Consider the following 15,877-nt stretch of genomic DNA (forward strand, 5'->3'; position numbering starts at 1 on the left):
CGAATGGGCGTCCAACGCGAGATCGTTGGGCCGCAGGAGCAATTCGAGCGCAGCGGTGCGCAGAGCCTCCGCGATACGCGGCCTTTCACCACCCGTTTGTCCGAGGGGCTGCAGAGTTCCGCATCCGGTATCGTCCTGGCGGTCGCGGCCGGGGCAACCTGGTATGAGCCGGCGCTCGTCAATCTGACGGTGCCAGCCTCGGCTCTCTATGCGCTGTGGGTGCTGTCACGCCCGCCCCGCCTGCCGCTGCGCCTCCCCTGGTCGTCCAAGCGAAAGGATTACGGCAATCCCATTCCGGGCACACGCAAGCCCCGGACGGCGAATGGCAGTTTCTTTCTGGGTTGGAGCATTACGGGCCAGGAATTGTGGATCACGCCTGACGATCAGCGTCAGCACATGTCCATTCCCGGCACGACCGGCGCAGGCAAGACGACCGCGATTCTCAGCATGTTGACCAACGCGCTGGCCCAAGGCAGCGGCTTCGTCTTTGTCGATGGCAAGGCGGATCGCACGCTGTTTGGCAAAGTGCTGGCTCTCGCGCGGCGTTTCGGGCGCGAGGACGATGTGCGCGTTCTCAACTTCATGGTCGCATCGGGGATCAAGGACAGCCATACCTTCAATCCCTTCGCCATCGGGAATGCCGACGCGCTTCGTGAACTGCTCGCGAGCCAGCTTGGCGAGACGGCCTCGAATGACGCGAATGGTGTTTTCCGCGAGCGTGCCGTGGCGCTGATGGGCACGATTACCCCGGTTCTGGTCTGGCTGCGCGACACGCGCGGCATTCCGCTGAATATCGAGGTGATCCGGTTCTCGATCGAGCTGCGCTGGATCTGGAAACTCGCCATCGAAAAGGTGGCGCTCCTGCGCGACCGGGAGACCGGCAATATCCGCGAACTCGATGTCAGCGCCGACATTCCGGAAGAGATCGTCTGGCCGCTGAAGTCTTATCTCGGCGAACTGCCGGGCTACGACGCATCACTGCCATTGGACAAGCAGAAGGGTGATGAGCCGTCAAAGCAGCACGGCTACGCGCAATTCTACTTCACTGGCATTTTCGCGAAGCTCGCGGTCAGCCTTGGCCACATCTTCGGCGTGGAGTCTGGCGATATCGACATGCGCGATATCGTCCTCAATCGCCGCATCCTTGTCGTGAACCTGCCCGCTCTCGAGAACTCGGAAGCGACCCTCGCCGCCCTCGGCAAGTTGGTCGTGGCCTCGTTGCGCGGAATGATGGCGCAATTGCTCGGGCTGTCGCTTGAGGGTGGATACACGGACGACGACAAGCCCGGCATGGGGCCGTCGCCCTTCCCGGTGGTGCTGGACGAGCTGGCCTATTACGCGACGACGGGCCTCGATGCCATGCTGAGCCAGGGGCGCGGGCTCAACGTGTCGTTCATGCTGGGATTCCAGGAGGTCTCGGGCATCTGGGCGAGGCTAGGCGAGCGCACGGCGTCGATCCTCGGCAATGCCAACCTCACAATCGCCATGCGCCAGCAGGATTCCGGCCGCACGCGCGAGTGGATCGAGAAGACGGCCGGCCAGATCAATGTGACACAGGTGTCGTCATACCAGGGCGGTCAGGATGGCTCTTATCGCGAAGCACGCAGCGCCGAGGTTCGCTCGGTCTCGCGTGTTGATTGGCAGGATTTGACCTCTCTTATTGAGGGTGAGGCGATCGTGCTGTTGGGTGGTCGGCGCGTTTATGCGCGCGTGTTCCACGCCAAGTTTGATGAGACGGGGCCGAAGCGGCTTGGCCGCACCTTGATGATGCGCGAGCCCGACCCGACCGAAACGCGGCTTCGGCTGAAGAAGGCCGATGACCTGGCGAAGCTGATTGCAAGCGGCGGTCTCACCATGGACGGCGGCATGACGGAGCCCTCTCCGGTGATCGCCGCGATCGTCGCTGGCATGCGGAAAACGGCCCAGGCTGGCGGGTCGATTATAGACTGCGCCGATGCGGCCTTGACGGAAGTGTCTCAACTATCGCCGGGCAATCTGCCGCGTGCCGCTGAGCCCGTCGATGGTGCGCCCGCAACCGTGGTATCACCGATGCTCCAGGTGGCGAGTTCTCAGCCGATCCCTGGCACCTTCGATGGGGGACGCCCATCCGATCCGGTCAATGCCACCCTGATCCGTCGTCTGGCGACCGTCGAGGAACTGGGCGGAGCAACAGCGGCGGCTGCGCGAAACACCGCGATGCGGGTGCTGGCCGAACGGGATGAGGGGACCGCAAAGGTCATCCGGATCGACCCACCTCTGATGACCGAGGCAGAGTTCATCGCCCGGCTTCAGGCCATCGTCGAGCGGCTGCGCTCCCTACAGGGCGACGAGATGCGAGGGGAAGCCGCGTGACGAAAGGGGGTATCAGCATGCCTAAACGCAAGCCAGAAGCCGCGAGACCGCCTGCGCGGCGCGCGCAAGAAAACGAAGTCTATCGCGGACGGCAGGCGGCGGCCGGGATCGTCCGGATCACGGTCATGGTTCCGGCCGAGCGCATTCCCTACCTCAAGGCGCTCACGCTGGAATGGCGCCGTGAATCGAAGATGATGCTGGAACAGGACCAGCCGACAGCCGACCAAATCCTGCAAATCCATGCCGTTTGCCGCACGCTGGAGCTTCCGCTCCCTGAGCATGCCTTCGCCTCGCGCGGCGATGCGCAGGAGTGGTTGCTCGCGCAGGAACCGAGCCTTGGTCAGTTGATGCTGCACCGCCCGAAACGGCCGCACCGACCATGAGTTCGTGAAAGGAGATCGTTATGCGCGCAAGACATTTGATGTTGGCCGGTGCTTTGATTTGTGCCGCAGGCGGAGCCGCCCGTGCCCAGCCAATCAACTTGCTGGGACCAGTCCAGGCGACACCGTTGCCCCCGCCACGCCTTGGCACGTCGCTACCGATGATGCCGGCGATCTCGGCCTCCAATTACGCGACCGCGCTGCCACCCTTGGAAGCGGCTGAGACGGCTGTGGCCGGTCGCCGCTACAGGCAGGCGGCCGACGCTCTCGAAGCGGCGGAGACACGGCTGCTGAACGCGGGCGCACAGCCCATCGGTGGCACGGTCACCCCTGGCGGGCAGGCCCTGGCCCAGGTCCGGTTGGCGCGCGACGCCGTGAGGCGTCATGACCGCCAGACCGGGCTGACGGCGATCAGCATGGCGATCGGGGCGGCGCAGGAACCCATCCAGCAACCGGCGCTGCCTGTGGTGGCCGAGGCGCCTCCCGCCCCTTCAACGGTTGTCATAGCGACCGCAGCACCCCCGCCACCGCCTCCCGTGCCCGTGATCACCAAGGCGCTGCTACCCGGTCATTGGCAGGAGGGAAGCTGGCAATATCATTGGGTGCCACCCGAGACCGCCCTGCGGCCGGTCGAGACGCGCTCTGTCGAGCAAGGCCAGTTCGTCTTCAAGACGGGGATCGGCTGGGTTTGGGAGCCGAGCCATTATGTCAACTGAAGCGACCGGCAGCGAGGCCAGCAAGGCGAGAACAGAGGCATCCCCTTCGGGGCATTTTACCGAAGACCTCGCCGTGCTGCGGGAGGAGTCGCGCGAGCAGCTTGAACTGCTTCGCACCCTCGTTCGCCTGTTGCTGCCAAAGGGTGATGATGACGGGCCGAAACTGGAAGACCTGATTGCCGCCCTGGTGGCGCAACAGCGCGATATTATTCTCGCGATCCGTCAGGTGCAATCCGATGTCGAGGCCGTGATCGAACGCCTGGATGAGGATCGGCCCCATAATGGGGGGGCGACACACGCCAATGGCAATGGATCCGCCAACGGGGCCGCGCCGACATGATGAATTTCCGAAAGATCAGCGCTGCGTCGAAGGGTCTGCTGATCCTACGGTATTTCACGGAGAACAAGCCCGAGGCGACGGCTGAGACTGCGGCGACGGCTGGGGCGGGTGTCGATCCCGCCGGCCGCGATCTCGAAACGGGCGGGCGGATGACCGCCTACTACACCGGCCAGGACGGTCGAGCGATGTGGCGGCCGGACATGCCGCAAATGCTGGCGGATGTCATCGGCGTCGATGCGAAGCGACCGCCCCGTGACAAGGAATTGTCGCGGCTTTTCGAGGGGCGTCGCGGCGACAATGGCGAAGCCTGGTCGCAGCATAATCGCAAGCTATCGGGTTTCGATATCGTCTTCAGCCCGGATAAATCCGTGTCTCTCGCGGCAGCGTTTGCGCCCACCGATGCGGAGCGCGCGATGATCCGCAATGCAACAGACCGGGCGGCCGATCGAGCAATGCGCTTCCTCGCGTCGGAGATCGGCTGGGCACGTAAAGGCGATGGTGGGAAGGACGGTGCCGATCCGGGGGCCGTCGGTTGGATCAGCTTCCGCCATCACACTGCACGGCCCACCATGCAGGTCCAGGATGGACCCGGTGGCGAGACTTATCTGTTCGATGCGCCGGTCGCCGGCGACCCGCATGACCACATCCACAATTTCCTCATGAACGTCGTCGTGACGGCGGAAGGGCGCGTCGGTTCGCTCGACACCCGCGTCCTTACCGACGCCAAAATCAAAATGATCGGGGCCTATTTCCAGGTCTATCTCGCCGAGGAGTTGAAGCGGCTCGGCATCGAGATTGCGGTCGGCGCCGATCACCAGGCCGTCGCCATTACCGCGATCCCCGAAGCCGCCAAGGAAGCCTTCAGCAAACGCGACAATCAGATTCTCCGCAAGGCGAAGGCCTTTGCCAAAGAGCAGGGTCTCGATTGGGAAGAGATGTCGGCCGAGAAGAAGCTCGACATCATGGAGGAAGCCAGTGCCGAGGGCCGCCTGGGCAAGATGCAGGTCGATCAGGACCGCATCTGGCGCGATCAGGCCGAGAAGCTTGGCTGGAAGCACACATCCGTCCTCGACAAGGTGGAGCACGCCGAGCTGAGCCAGGAGGACCGTTTTGAGCGGGCCTTTAGGTTCGCGGCCAAGGAGATAGCCAAGGAATTCGATACCGCCGCCGTCATCGACCATGACAAGCTCGGCATGTATGCCGCCCGGGGCCTGATCGGATTGGGCGCGCAAGGTGGCCCGAGCGATATCGCGAGGATCGTCGATTTGATCGAGGAGCGCGGCATCCAGTTGAAGGGTGAGCATGTTGCCCTGATCGTCGGCCATAGCGGCGAGAAGGTGCGGGTGACGAACTCGGCCCAGGTCCGCATCGAGGAAAGGCTCGGCGAGCTTGCCAAACGAGCTGTCCACGACAAAACGGCGGCTCTATCCGTCGATGCGATTAGCACAGCGATTGCCCGGAGTGGCTTCACCTTCACGCATGAGCAAAGGGCGGCCATCCATGCCTTTGCAGAAGGTGGCGCACTGACGATGCTCACGGGTGTTGCGGGTGCGGGCAAGACGACGCTGCTGGAGCCGCTTGTCGATGCCTGGAAGGCCGACCGCCGGTTCAGTCAAGGCGGACGGGAGGTCATCGGGGCAGCGATGGCCTGGCGGCAGGCGGACGCCTTGCAGGACGCCGGCATCGACAAGACCTACGCCATCGCCACCCTGCTCACCGAGATTGAGAGTGGCAAATTTCAGCCATCGCGGAATACGGTCCTGGTGCTCGATGAGGTCAGTCAGATCGGCCCTCGCTCGATGCTGAAGCTGCTCGAACTGCAAGCCAAAACCGGCATGACGATCAAGATGCTGGGCGACCGGGATCAGGCGCAGGCGATCGAGGCGGGCGACAGTATTGAGTTGCTGCGGCGGGTGTTGCCGCCCGAAGCGCTGCCGGGCCTGATGACCACGATGCGGCAATCGACGCGGCGCGGCCGGGAGGTCGCGGGGCTCTTCCGTGAAGGCAACGCCCAGCTCGCGCTCGACATGAAGCGGGCCGATGGTCATGCAATGATGGTCGGCGGTGACCGGGACCAGGTGGTGGCGCGCATTGCGGATCTCTACATCGCGCGTCGCGATCACCTTCTGGCATCCGGGTCCAGACGGGGTGTCACGGTCAGCGCGCCCACCAATGACGACGTGGCCGAGATCAGTCAGGCGATCCGGGAGCGGCTGAAGAGACGCGGAGAGATCGGGGGACAGGAGAAGTCCTACCCGGCCATAGACCAGCGCGGCCAGCACTACGACCTGTCGATCGCGACCGGTGACCGGGTGCGCCTGTTCCGGCGCGTCTGGGGCCACGTCAACGGTCAGGGCCGGGATGTCGGCAACAATGGCGACGTGCTCGAGGTGCTGGCCCAGGACGCCACGCATCTCCGGGTGATGAACAAACGTGGCGAGATTGCCGATATCGAGTGGCGCCGGTTGCGGGATGAGAAGACCGGCCGTCTCTTGCTGGGTTTTGGGCACGCCCTGACGATCGACGCGGCGCAGGGCCTGACCTCGGACGAGCATATCAACGCCCTGCCCCGTGGCACCGCCGGCGTGACAGCCTTCACGACCTACGTGGCTGAAAGCCGGAGCCGAGGCGCGAGCTGGACCGTGATCTCGGAGGGCGCGCTGCTCGAAGCCGAACGGCACCGCCAGGCCATGGGCGACATCACGCCCATCACCAAGGAAAAACTCTGGAAACGGGCGGCCGAGGATATGTCCGAGAAGCCCTACAAGGCGCTTGGTATCGACCTCCTGGCCGAAGCGATACACGATCGGGAGTCGGCGATCGACGCCTTCATGAAGACCCACCAAACCATGGAAGCCGCCGTCCAGGCCGACCCTGCGATCGGCAAGAAAGCCTTTAGCCGCCTGCGGGCCGCCGCGGTCAATGACACCTTGGGCCGGCATCTCTCGGCGCTGGATTCGGCCATTGCCGCCAATGCAAACCTGTCTCGCGATACAGCGAAGGGCGCTGAGGCCGCCGCCCATCTGGCGAAACTTCGTGCCGACGCGCGAGCCGCGGCCGGGCGCATGGAGCAGATCGCACCGTCTGAGCGACCGCAATCATCGCCGAGCGTCTCGTTTTAGGCCGCCTGAAGATATCAAGACCGGTAAGGTTCGGCCGCGATCTATAAGGTCCGACCGGGCTCGGGATCGCTGGGCAGCGTGGGTTCCTAACGCCCGCGCGTCCCACCCGGCTTTTGCTGCATGTCGGATGGGATCGCACTGGCTGCCCATTCCGGGAGAAGCTGTGACAGATGCTTGGTACGTCCAGCTTCCCGAAAGAGGAGGAGTCGGCGTCGCGGGCCGCTGTTGTCGAACACAAACGCCCGATCGGCGATCATCAGTGCAATCGCTAGGTGGTCCATGCTGCGGCTATAGCGGCGCAGCACGTCCACCATCGGCACGTCGTGGCCGCCACGCTGCACGCGGGAATGGACACGGGCGGCCGAGAGATCGGCATCTTCCAACCCGACGAACACAACGTTGATGCGATAGCCGGCTGTCTGGGCGCGGCGCATAAGGTCCAGCTCACTTCGGCCGGTCAGCGTCGTCTCGATGCCGAAGGATTTGCCACTCTTCAGAAGTCCTTCGCGCATGACAACTGCTGCGCGGCCGGCTTTGATTAGACGGCCGATATCGGTCCTGGGGCTATTGAAAGGCGGGTCGATGCCGGTCAGGTCGCGCGCGATATCGTCCGGATTAACGATCGGAATCCTGCCCCGCACATGCTGAGCGACGAGCGTCGATTTCCCGGCGCCATTCGGGCCGGCGAACACCCAAAGCTGGGCGGTCACGCAGCGGCCTGCACAACCCTCTCGACGCCCTGGTGAAATGACACCATTTCGCGCCGCCCGTCCGGGTATTGCTTGACAATCAAGCCCTTCGGCGTATCGCCTTCGCGGAAGTAGATGGGGAAGCCCGCCGCCAGATGCTCTTTGGCGGCACGGCCGTCATCGCGCGCCATATCAGCGCCGAATTCGGTCCAGAAGGACCGCTCCTCCGCGTCATTCATCTCGTCTAAGTTCTCGATGCTGAACTGCATGGTTTCTCCAATATATGACAATTTTCGCTGGGATGCGAGAGGCTGAGCGGCGAGCGACAGACAGGGCCGTCGTATCCTGTAAGAGCACGTCGATACGCGCGGCCTGCTCGGGGCCGTTCAGAGCCACTCGTCTGACAGCTTCCCGGAACGATGTTCGAGGTTCACAATAGAGGGCTTTGTTGGACGAACGACGGTCGCTGTTCTGACACCCCGTCTTAGCAGGGTGCCTTAGGGTCTAAACTCAATCAGCCGAACCGCCGAGAATTGGTGGAAAGCGGGCCCTGAACAACCCTTCGCCAGGCCAGCGGGCTGGGTTACAACAAAATGGCGTGAGAAGAGGAACACAACATGATTGCGAGAAGTCCTGAACATGCGATCGAGCTTCTGGATGACGCGTTCGTGGCGATGTCGATGCAGTGCTTCGCTATTACGAAGAGGTCGCTGTGGTGATCCCCCAGCCCGGCACAGAGGCGCGTGGTGCTAACGAACTCAGGACACTCTACGGCTCCTTCATGAAGCCTGGAACAACGGCAAAGCAGATCAAGACTCATGTTACTGAGGCCGACGGCATCGCCTTGTTCACGTCACGATGGTCTCTCACCATCGGTGACGAGCCTCCGCAGGAGTTCATCGCGACGACCGTCTTTCGGCGGCAGTCGGACGGTGGCTGGAAAGCGTTGATAGACAACGCTCGCGGACCACTCGTACTCGACTAGATCAAGAGTCCGCTCAGGTCCGCAGTCGACCCGCCGATCAGTGCAGGTTTTGAAATCCGCAAAGCGACCATTTCGGTCGTTGCTTTGTGGTTTCAGCTCAACGCCGAACGCCGTCGATTACCGTTCTGACGCGCGCGCCTTGCTCCTTTCGGATTGCTGGAAGCGAGAGGCCGCTGGCGAGCATTTCCTCGATGAGATCAATATGCAGCGCTGCCAGTAAGGCATGGGCGGTATATAGGGCCTCGCTCGCCGTTGAACGGCCCATAGCGTCCTCTATTAGCGCCTGCGTCTGCCCATGCATCCATTTGTAGTGGGCTGATTGCAGTAGCCCTGACCTAGTTTCGCGGGCGCGGATGAGGTGGCGGTTCTCCAATTTGAATGTCAGGATCTCATCCAAGAACGCAACGAGTCGCTCTAGCGGAGGGGTCTCGGCCACGAACGGCGGCGCGCCGCTCTCCACCCCCTCGCGCAGGGCCGTGATCTTGGCCGCCCAGAGTGTGTCGAGAAGCCCGTCACGGCTGCCGAAGGCGCGGAAAAGCGTGCCCTTGCCGACACCGGCGGCGGCGGCGATGGCGTCCATCGTGACATCGCCCGGAACATCGCTGGTGGCAAACAGCGCGTCGGCGGCGGCGAGCATACGCGCAGGCGAGAGCGGGGGGCGCCCTCGACGGATATCTTGCGTTTCGGACCCCTGGTCCGATATAAGGCGAGGAATTGGACCCATGGTCCGCAATTCTTAGCAAGGAGCTTCCATGCCACCAACATCTGTTTTGCCTGACTGGTTTGAGCAAGCCATTGCGGCGCTCAGAGCCGGCGATGTCGAAGGCTGGATGGCAATCTATGCGCCGGATGCAGTTCATGAATTTCCGTTCGCACTCGAAGGGGCTCCTCGCGAGCTGGTTGGGCGCGATGCCATCAAGGCCTATATGAGCCAGCTGCCGTCGCGCATTCGCTTCGGCGCACTCAGCAATGTGCGGGTTCGCGAGGCGGGTGATGAGGTAATCATAGAAGCCACGGGGCATCACCGGCGCATCCCAGACGATGCTGCCAGAGAGCTAAGTTATGTCTGGTTCATCACGTTGCGTGACGGCAAGGTGGCACGCTTCCGGGATTATATGAATCCGCTACAACTGTCGCGCTCACCTACTGCGTAAGCAGACAGATCGCTTCCCACCCACCCCAGCCGCCTTTGATTGGGTTTTCATCCTAGTGCTTTGCCGCACCCGCAGGGCTTGCCGCCTGCAGGTTCACGTCGGCCGAGACCGTCGCCGACACGCTTTGGCCGTCGGGCGTGGAGATCGGCGCCGCCATGGCCGCCATCATCATCGGACGGGGCCGGGCGAAAAACGGCGTCGGGGGGCTGTTGCCGCCGGTAAGGTCGATGTCCTGATAGCCGGCGACCGTCAAGCCGAGTGCGCTGGCAGCCTCGGATGCTTCCTGCCTGAGTTTGGATAGCGCCTCGAAACGTGCCTTCCGGCCGGCGGCGTCCAGATCGTCTTGGGGAACCTGCCAGCCGAGATTGCCGATGGTAAGGCCGAGCCCCTGAAGCTGGCCGACGAGCGTGAGCAGGGCCTCTGAGTCGGTGCTGCGCACCTCCAGCGTCTGGTTGGCGAGCCAGTGGGCCGGCACTCCGTTGGCGCGATCGACAAAGCTGGTCGAATAGTCCTGGAACACGGCCTGGACGCCAGCGACCTTGCCTGCCAGCGCCGATGCCTGGGCCATCAGGCCGTTGACGCGGCGCTGTGCCGTGACGGCGATCGGCGTGTCGGCACTGGCCACAAGGTCTGCCACCAGCAGGCTAGGCGTGACCTTGATGGTGGCGGTTTCGGCGAGGTGAAGGATAGGCGCGGCGTTAGCCGTTACTGGCAGCGCACAAGTCTGAGCGAGCGCCGCCTGGGTAGCCGCAGTGGTCATCAGTAGGGCACAGATAGCGAGACGCATCAGGCTCCCTCCAAAGGGATGAAAGCCTCTTTTGCAGCCTATTTCTACGAATCGCGCGCTTGGGGGGTCAGCCCATTTCGCACCGGAGCGTGCAGGAAGTGGTCGGCCATTTCCGACCCTTCGCGGATCGCGGCGTCGAGCTTGTGGATCGCGAAGCCCTCATCCTGAAAAAAGCTGGGCGATTCCTTGATCTGGACCTTGTTCCACCAGACCTCGATCTGCTTGAGCGTGTAGCACATAGCCTGGCGATCCAAGCCCGTGAACTCAGTGACAATCTCGCCGATGCCGGTCCTGCGAATATGCGGCGTCCGTCTGGGCGCGGTGACCACGACGAACCGAGCCAACTCGGCCGGAATGGGCAGGACGACTGACCCGTCCTGGGAAGGCTGCCCGTCTACCGAGTAAGAACCGGACCTGCGGATTTGCGGGAGGACTTCATCCGTGACCCAGGTCTGGAAGGCCTCGGCCTGCGGCTTCCGCGATTTGAAAATGAGAACGTAAAGCGCGCTTTCGTTAATCAGGTTGACGGTCTGTGCGCCGCCAAGGGTGTCCAAGATGCTGACACCCTTCTGGGAGGCCCGCAAAGCTTTGACTGCCTGACGAGGATTTGCCAGATCCAGCACGGCGCAAACTTCTGCAGCGACAAACCAAGTGCGCCCGTTGGCATAGAAGGCTCTAATCAATTCTCCCTGGAAGCGATATTCACCGACCACGGCTTCCCGAAGGTCCACCTTCTCTTCCGGCCGGACACCGCTAACCCCCTGATCCGGTTGCCCTTCAACGGCGGCGCTTGGCGCCGATTTCGCGCCAATCTTCGACGCATGTTCACGTTTCATTCTGTTTTCCTCGCGATACCCCGGAAACCTTTTTCCGGTTTTCGGAAGTCATTTTCCGGCGAACAAATGCGAACGGCGACCTTTTAAGGGCGATCACAGAGCTGTGAACGAACGGACGGGTAACGCGATCACGCGCCCGTTACCTTCCGGAAGCCCGGACAAAAAGCATCGGGGATGCATTGGTCCATATATCCCAATTTCATGGAACTCTGATGGCACCTCAATGGCATCGCCACAGAACTCCGATGGAACCGGCGGAGCCATCTAAAGCGAGAAATCGTGTCGCCGTTCGCAAATGCACCCGCGATCATCGCGGGCATGAACAGCGTCAGCACTACGCCACCGTTCCGGAAGAAGCGCCTACAGGCCTATCGCGGCCGTGGGGACATCTATGCCTGGCTCCGGACGCATTGCCATACGGTTGCTGAGCGGCTCGCGGCTGATCAAACGTCGTGGTCCTACATCGCGGCTGAGATGGTTCGCCACGGCGTAGCCGGGCGGGCCGGTGAGGCACCCACAGCGAACGCTGTGCTGCGTGTCTGGCAGAGAGTGCTGCGAGACATGGAAACGAGCGGCGAGAAGCCGGGCCAAAAGACGACGCGGCCGAAGCCACCATCACGCTTCCCAAAGGACTGGTCGCCGACCGTCCTGCGGGAACAGGAGATCCCGGTCCCGGCCTATCTCAGGCCGGCCGGTGCCCAGGTGCCGGCATACCTGAGACCCCCGACGACACAACCAACTCTTCCGCCCCCTGCCCGCGCGCAGAGCGTGGAACGAGTGGTCGAGGTGGCGACACCGGTATCTCAGGCCGAGCCGGGATCGGACGAATACGTCCGGGAGCAGCTTGCCTCGATCAGAGAACGGCTTGGAGGCAACGACTGGTACTTGAACCCAGGCGTGAAGAAGCGGCCGTGACCCATGACCAAGCCTAACACCCAGAGGAGAAAGACGATGCCTGACGGACAGATTAAGCCGGTGGACCGGCTTCCCATACTGTGGATCGCCATGGGGAGGCAGCGGGTCGGCAAGACCGCGCTGCTGAACACGGCGGTCCAATATTTTCGTGCCACCGGGAGTCCGATCCGCGTCTGGAACGCGGATCAGCAGAACCGCAGCCATACGCTGTCGGTGTTCTTCCCCGATGCCGAGGAAGTGCCGAACAGCGGGATCGAGGACGGCAAGACATGGATCGAAGGCCGGATCGAGGATTTGATCAAGTATCGCTATGACGCGGTGTTGGACGTGGGTGGCGGTGCGACCGGCTTCGCCCGCCTGATCCAGGAGGTTCCGCTGCTGGAAGCGATCGAGGGCAGCGCGGTGCGGGTTGTCGGCCTTTTCTGTATCGGACCGGAGACGGCCGACCTGGACTATCTGGAGCAGTTCGCCGAGGTCGACATGTTCATGCCGGCGGCATCCGTGATCGTCCTAAATGCCGGTCTGGTGCTCTCAGGCAGGTCGGCGGTGGGCGCCTTCAATTCCATCCTCGAGCACCCGGCGATTACGAAAGCTCTCAAGAAGGGCGCGCAGGTGGCGATGATGCCGGCGTTGACCTGCATGTCGGAGGTGACGGATCGCGGCCTGACCTTCACGGCGGCGATGAATGCTGCGGTCAAGGAAGGCGGCCAGCCCCTGCCGCTGTTCCATCGGGCGCGGGTCAATCGCTGGTGGAGCCGGGATGTGCCAGCATTCTTCGATAGCTTGCCGCGCGAATGGCTGCCGCTTGCGCCGGCCGAAGCGCAGGGGACTGAGGCAAGCTGATGGACAGCACTGGGTCGATCCCGTCGCCTCCCTCCGAGGGCGAAGCCCCTTCGGATTGGGTGGCTGACTTCAAGCGCCAAGCGGACGAAGTCCGTGCGGCTGCCGGGGAGTGGGCGGTGCGCTGGAATGAACCGGAGGGCCGGTTCATCTCGGCGTTGATGGGCGCGATGGAGGTCGTTGGTAAGCTGTCGGTCTCGGCGCAGGCCGCGTTCGTCCAGACTTCGCGGGACGGACGCGCAGCAGCCGAGGCCGACCTTTTGAGGGCCAAGGAAATACACAAGGCGGCGCAGCTCGCCCTGACGCAAATCCGTAACGTCGAACTGGCGGCCAAGGCCGAGCACGAAGCCGTAACCTTGCAGATGATCGACCGGACCATGCCGTTGTTCACTGAGCGGCTGGAGAAGGTGTTAGTCATCCGCGAGCAACGCTGGAACAAGGATGTCGCGCGACGGCGGTATGCCACGGCGGGCGCGGTCGTGCTGGCAATCTTCCTCGGCGGCTACGGTCTATCCCGATGGCAAACCCATGACACGGTGTCGCGGATGGAGGCATGCCAGCTCCATCCGCTCCAATCTGACGGGCATTTATATTGTCAGATCGACGGGCAATGATTCGGCGCGCCGTTCGCAGTCATCCGCGCCAGGGTCGGTCGTCTCGAAAAGGAGGACGATCGATGCGAACAGGACAGAGGGGGTTACGGCGCGCGGGCATTGCCTTTGGCGCGCTGACAATGATGCTCGGAAGCGGGGTATCCGCGATGGCGCAAGTGCCGATACAGGTCACGCCATATGCGTCCGAGCCCGGCGTGCCAACGGTGACGATCACGAGTTCGACTAACCCGCTTGCCGGGGATGGTGACCCGACTTCGGGCGGCAGTACCGGGACCACTACAGGAACCAGCACAGGCAGCGGGGGCACAAGCAGTGATGCTTTGAATACGATGCTCAGTCAGACCTGGGGCGCTGCTGCGGTCTCGGAAGCCGCGGCAGTCGGCGTGAATCCATCGGCGCTGGCTGCGACCTGTGTGGCCGAGAGCGGATGCACGAATGCCGGGACGAATGGGACCGCAACCGGAGCGTTTCAGATGCAACCGGCGGCGTTCCAGGATGGCTTGGCAACAGCACTGGCCGCCGATCCGGCTTTGGCGTCACAAATTGTCCAGGGTTCGGCCGGTCAGAGCGACCCTGCAACTGAGGCCATCGCGGCGTCGGGATATCTGATGCAGGCAGCACAAACTCTCCAGGCAGACAACATCTCAAATCCCACGGTGCTCGATACTCGAAGTTATTATGAATTCGGGCCGACATATGGGGCGGCGGTAGCGACGGCGTCACCGACTGCCCTTATGTCGAGTGTCGTACCGTCACAATATTTATCAGGCAACGGGATTTCCAACACAGAGACCGTTGCGCAATATCAGGCAGCCGTCGCCAGTAAAATCGGGAATGCCGCCTATCAGAGTGTACTTTCATAACAGGAGATGATGACCTCATGAAAACCGGTTTGAAATTAATATGCGCGGGAATGGTCTTCTCGGCGATGAATTTCGGTATCCATTCCGCAAACGCCTCCGACCTTCAGGGTTACGAGTGCATGTCACTGAACCTCACTCAACAGCAGATGATGGATCCGTCCGTAAGGGTGCCCATCAAGAGCGGTCCAACCGCTGAAGCGGCCGTAACGGGTAATGCTATTGCTACGATTATTGCTTCGTCACCTCTGGTGGAGACGAATGGCTACGTCAAAGTCTTGGAGCTTAACGGTCATATCGGGTGGATCAAGTCTGGCTATCTTAAGCCTTGGATCAATCCCGGCGCCAATGGCCAACGGTGCTATCCCGCAATGTTGCAAAACGGGCGGATCGGCTTCGATTACCGCTAGAGGCGACCGAGATGTCTGGAGGATGACGTGCGATGGACGGCTTTAACGGTAGGGGGCAGGCGAACAAATCGATGCGGCCAAAGCGGCGGTTTCGCTTTTGGCCTCCCTCACCGTTCGTCTTCATGATCCTGAGCGCGGCGCTGTTTCTGATCGGTGCTGCAACATTTAACGGGCACGGATCGAGGGAGATGGCGGAGATTGGGGTGGGTGGTGCCGTTGTGGTTATCGCGGTGATTGCGGGGTTTTTTCTGTGATCTTAATCCATCACCCCGGAGAGGCCGCCGAAAAGCGCCGCTTGCGGCGCGCGGCCTCGTAGGCCCGGAGGGCGCGCGAAGCGCGGGTTGTTTCCACCAGCGCGACCTATTGGCACATGACGAAAAGGCCGACCCTGACCGGGCCGGCCTTTCGTTTGTGGGGGCTTAGTAGGGGAGGTCCGCCTCGGTCAGTGCTGGGGCCTCCCAGATGATGCAGGTGTGGTCGATGTCCCGGTGGTAGGTTTCGATGTGGCGGATCGAGTAGCCTTGATCGAGGAGGGCCGCGTTGTCGATGTCCGAGTCCAGGTCCGTAGCGATGGTGCCGTTGTCCAGTTTGGTCATGTCCCGTGTCTCCGATCTGTTCAGCGGAATTGCTGATAGGCAGTGCGATCGACGGGCTTCGGGACGGGTCAACCTCCGCGGAGGGAGGACCGGAGCCACGCGCAGCCACGCGCAGGCGCTACTTCAGCGCCGAGCATGGCGAGCATGGCGAGGACCGGACTGGAGCGGCCCCGAAGGGGTGCCCGTAGGGCAAGGTTGACGCGGCACGACCTTGCCCGGCGATAGACTGAACGATCAGCAGGCGAGCTTTTGTTGGTGGGGGTGGGGCGAGATGGTGCCGC

General features: G+C 62.6%; 18 protein-coding genes and 1 pseudogene. 13 read left to right on the plus strand and 6 right to left on the minus strand.

The genetic code is table 11. The features are described from left to right. Window positions 1-3 precede the first annotated feature (3 nt). From ASILVAE211_RS19860 to mobF, 5 genes are all read left to right on the plus strand, one after another. Window positions 4-2,352, plus strand: a complete 2,349-nt coding sequence (locus ASILVAE211_RS19860) for a type IV secretory system conjugative DNA transfer family protein (protein ID WP_227323100.1) — start codon at window positions 4-6, stop codon at window positions 2,350-2,352. Window positions 2,353-2,369: 17 nt separating this feature from the next. Next, entirely contained in the window at window positions 2,370-2,735 is a 366-nt protein-coding gene (locus ASILVAE211_RS19865) for a hypothetical protein (protein ID WP_227323101.1), read from the plus strand. 125 nt (window positions 2,736-2,860) lie between these two features. Then, window positions 2,861-3,448 carry a hypothetical protein gene (locus ASILVAE211_RS19870; protein WP_227323102.1) on the plus strand — a complete coding sequence of 196 codons (588 nt, stop codon included), beginning with the start codon at window positions 2,861-2,863 and terminating at the stop codon, window positions 3,446-3,448. Then, window positions 3,438-3,788 carry a hypothetical protein gene (locus ASILVAE211_RS19875; RefSeq protein ID WP_227323103.1) on the plus strand — a complete coding sequence of 117 codons (351 nt, stop codon included), beginning with the start codon at window positions 3,438-3,440 and terminating at the stop codon, window positions 3,786-3,788. Before ASILVAE211_RS19870 ends, ASILVAE211_RS19875 begins: the two co-directional genes overlap by 11 nt. Continuing rightward, window positions 3,788-6,910 (plus strand): MobF family relaxase, encoded by a 3,123-nt coding sequence (mobF, locus tag ASILVAE211_RS19880; protein ID WP_227323120.1) that lies wholly within the window; start codon window positions 3,788-3,790, stop codon window positions 6,908-6,910. Before ASILVAE211_RS19875 ends, mobF begins: the two co-directional genes overlap by 1 nt. Window positions 6,911-6,996: 86 nt before the next feature. On the opposite strand, the gene ASILVAE211_RS19885 is transcribed toward mobF, so the two are convergent. After that, the gene (locus ASILVAE211_RS19885; RefSeq protein WP_227323104.1) at window positions 6,997-7,620 is read right to left on the minus strand and encodes an AAA family ATPase; all 624 of its coding nucleotides are present in this window, start codon (window positions 7,618-7,620) and stop codon (window positions 6,997-6,999) included. Further along, on the minus strand, window positions 7,617-7,868 hold the full coding sequence (locus ASILVAE211_RS19890) for a hypothetical protein (RefSeq protein WP_227323105.1): 252 nt from the start codon (window positions 7,866-7,868) through the stop codon (window positions 7,617-7,619). The genes ASILVAE211_RS19885 and ASILVAE211_RS19890 overlap by 4 nt, the downstream gene beginning before the upstream one ends. Before the next feature lie 407 nt (window positions 7,869-8,275). Here ASILVAE211_RS19890 and ASILVAE211_RS19895 point away from each other — a divergent pair. Further along, window positions 8,276-8,584 (plus strand): annotated as a pseudogene (locus tag ASILVAE211_RS19895) (YybH family protein); the annotation flags it as partial. A 97-nt stretch (window positions 8,585-8,681) separates the two neighbouring features. Here the strand turns inward: ASILVAE211_RS19895 and ASILVAE211_RS19900 are convergent. Then, window positions 8,682-9,221, minus strand: coding sequence for a TetR/AcrR family transcriptional regulator (locus tag ASILVAE211_RS19900; protein WP_227323107.1), 540 nt, complete (start codon window positions 9,219-9,221; stop codon window positions 8,682-8,684). A 115-nt stretch (window positions 9,222-9,336) separates the two neighbouring features. On the opposite strand from ASILVAE211_RS19900, the gene ASILVAE211_RS19905 reads away from it, so the two are divergent. Next, the gene (locus ASILVAE211_RS19905) at window positions 9,337-9,738 is read left to right on the plus strand and encodes a nuclear transport factor 2 family protein (RefSeq protein WP_227323108.1); all 402 of its coding nucleotides are present in this window, start codon (window positions 9,337-9,339) and stop codon (window positions 9,736-9,738) included. Between the two features lie 52 nt (window positions 9,739-9,790). On the opposite strand, the gene ASILVAE211_RS19910 is transcribed toward ASILVAE211_RS19905, so the two are convergent. Further along, a complete protein-coding gene (locus tag ASILVAE211_RS19910) occupies window positions 9,791-10,525 on the minus strand; it encodes an SIMPL domain-containing protein (RefSeq protein WP_227323109.1) in 735 nt (244 codons plus the stop codon). A 44-nt stretch (window positions 10,526-10,569) separates the two neighbouring features. Beyond that, the gene (locus ASILVAE211_RS19915; protein ID WP_227323110.1) at window positions 10,570-11,361 is read right to left on the minus strand and encodes a BRO-N domain-containing protein; all 792 of its coding nucleotides are present in this window, start codon (window positions 11,359-11,361) and stop codon (window positions 10,570-10,572) included. Window positions 11,362-11,640: 279 nt separating this feature from the next. On the opposite strand from ASILVAE211_RS19915, the gene ASILVAE211_RS19920 reads away from it, so the two are divergent. The 6 genes from ASILVAE211_RS19920 to ASILVAE211_RS19945 all read left to right on the plus strand — a co-directional run bounded on the left by ASILVAE211_RS19920 (window position 11,641) and on the right by ASILVAE211_RS19945 (window position 15,254). After that, a complete protein-coding gene (locus tag ASILVAE211_RS19920; RefSeq protein WP_227323111.1) occupies window positions 11,641-12,276 on the plus strand; it encodes a hypothetical protein in 636 nt (211 codons plus the stop codon). A gap of 36 nt (window positions 12,277-12,312) precedes the next feature. After that, entirely contained in the window at window positions 12,313-13,119 is an 807-nt protein-coding gene (locus ASILVAE211_RS19925) for a zeta toxin family protein (protein ID WP_227323112.1), read from the plus strand. After that, on the plus strand, window positions 13,119-13,730 hold the full coding sequence (locus tag ASILVAE211_RS19930; RefSeq protein ID WP_227323113.1) for a hypothetical protein: 612 nt from the start codon (window positions 13,119-13,121) through the stop codon (window positions 13,728-13,730). Before ASILVAE211_RS19925 ends, ASILVAE211_RS19930 begins: the two co-directional genes overlap by 1 nt. 62 nt (window positions 13,731-13,792) lie before the next feature. Then, the gene (locus tag ASILVAE211_RS19935) at window positions 13,793-14,593 is read left to right on the plus strand and encodes a hypothetical protein (RefSeq protein WP_227323114.1); all 801 of its coding nucleotides are present in this window, start codon (window positions 13,793-13,795) and stop codon (window positions 14,591-14,593) included. Window positions 14,594-14,610: 17 nt separating this feature from the next. Then, window positions 14,611-15,000, plus strand: a complete 390-nt coding sequence (locus ASILVAE211_RS19940) for an SH3 domain-containing protein (RefSeq protein WP_227323115.1) — start codon at window positions 14,611-14,613, stop codon at window positions 14,998-15,000. 32 nt (window positions 15,001-15,032) lie between these two features. Then, entirely contained in the window at window positions 15,033-15,254 is a 222-nt protein-coding gene (locus tag ASILVAE211_RS19945; RefSeq protein WP_227323116.1) for a hypothetical protein, read from the plus strand. Window positions 15,255-15,419: 165 nt separating this feature from the next. On the opposite strand, the gene ASILVAE211_RS19950 is transcribed toward ASILVAE211_RS19945, so the two are convergent. Continuing rightward, window positions 15,420-15,596 (minus strand): hypothetical protein, encoded by a 177-nt coding sequence (locus tag ASILVAE211_RS19950; protein ID WP_173572157.1) that lies wholly within the window; start codon window positions 15,594-15,596, stop codon window positions 15,420-15,422. Window positions 15,597-15,877: the final 281 nt, after the last annotated feature.

This window comes from Acidisoma silvae (assembly GCF_020618775.1).
Classification (GTDB): Bacteria; Pseudomonadota; Alphaproteobacteria; order Acetobacterales; family Acetobacteraceae; genus Acidisoma; species Acidisoma silvae.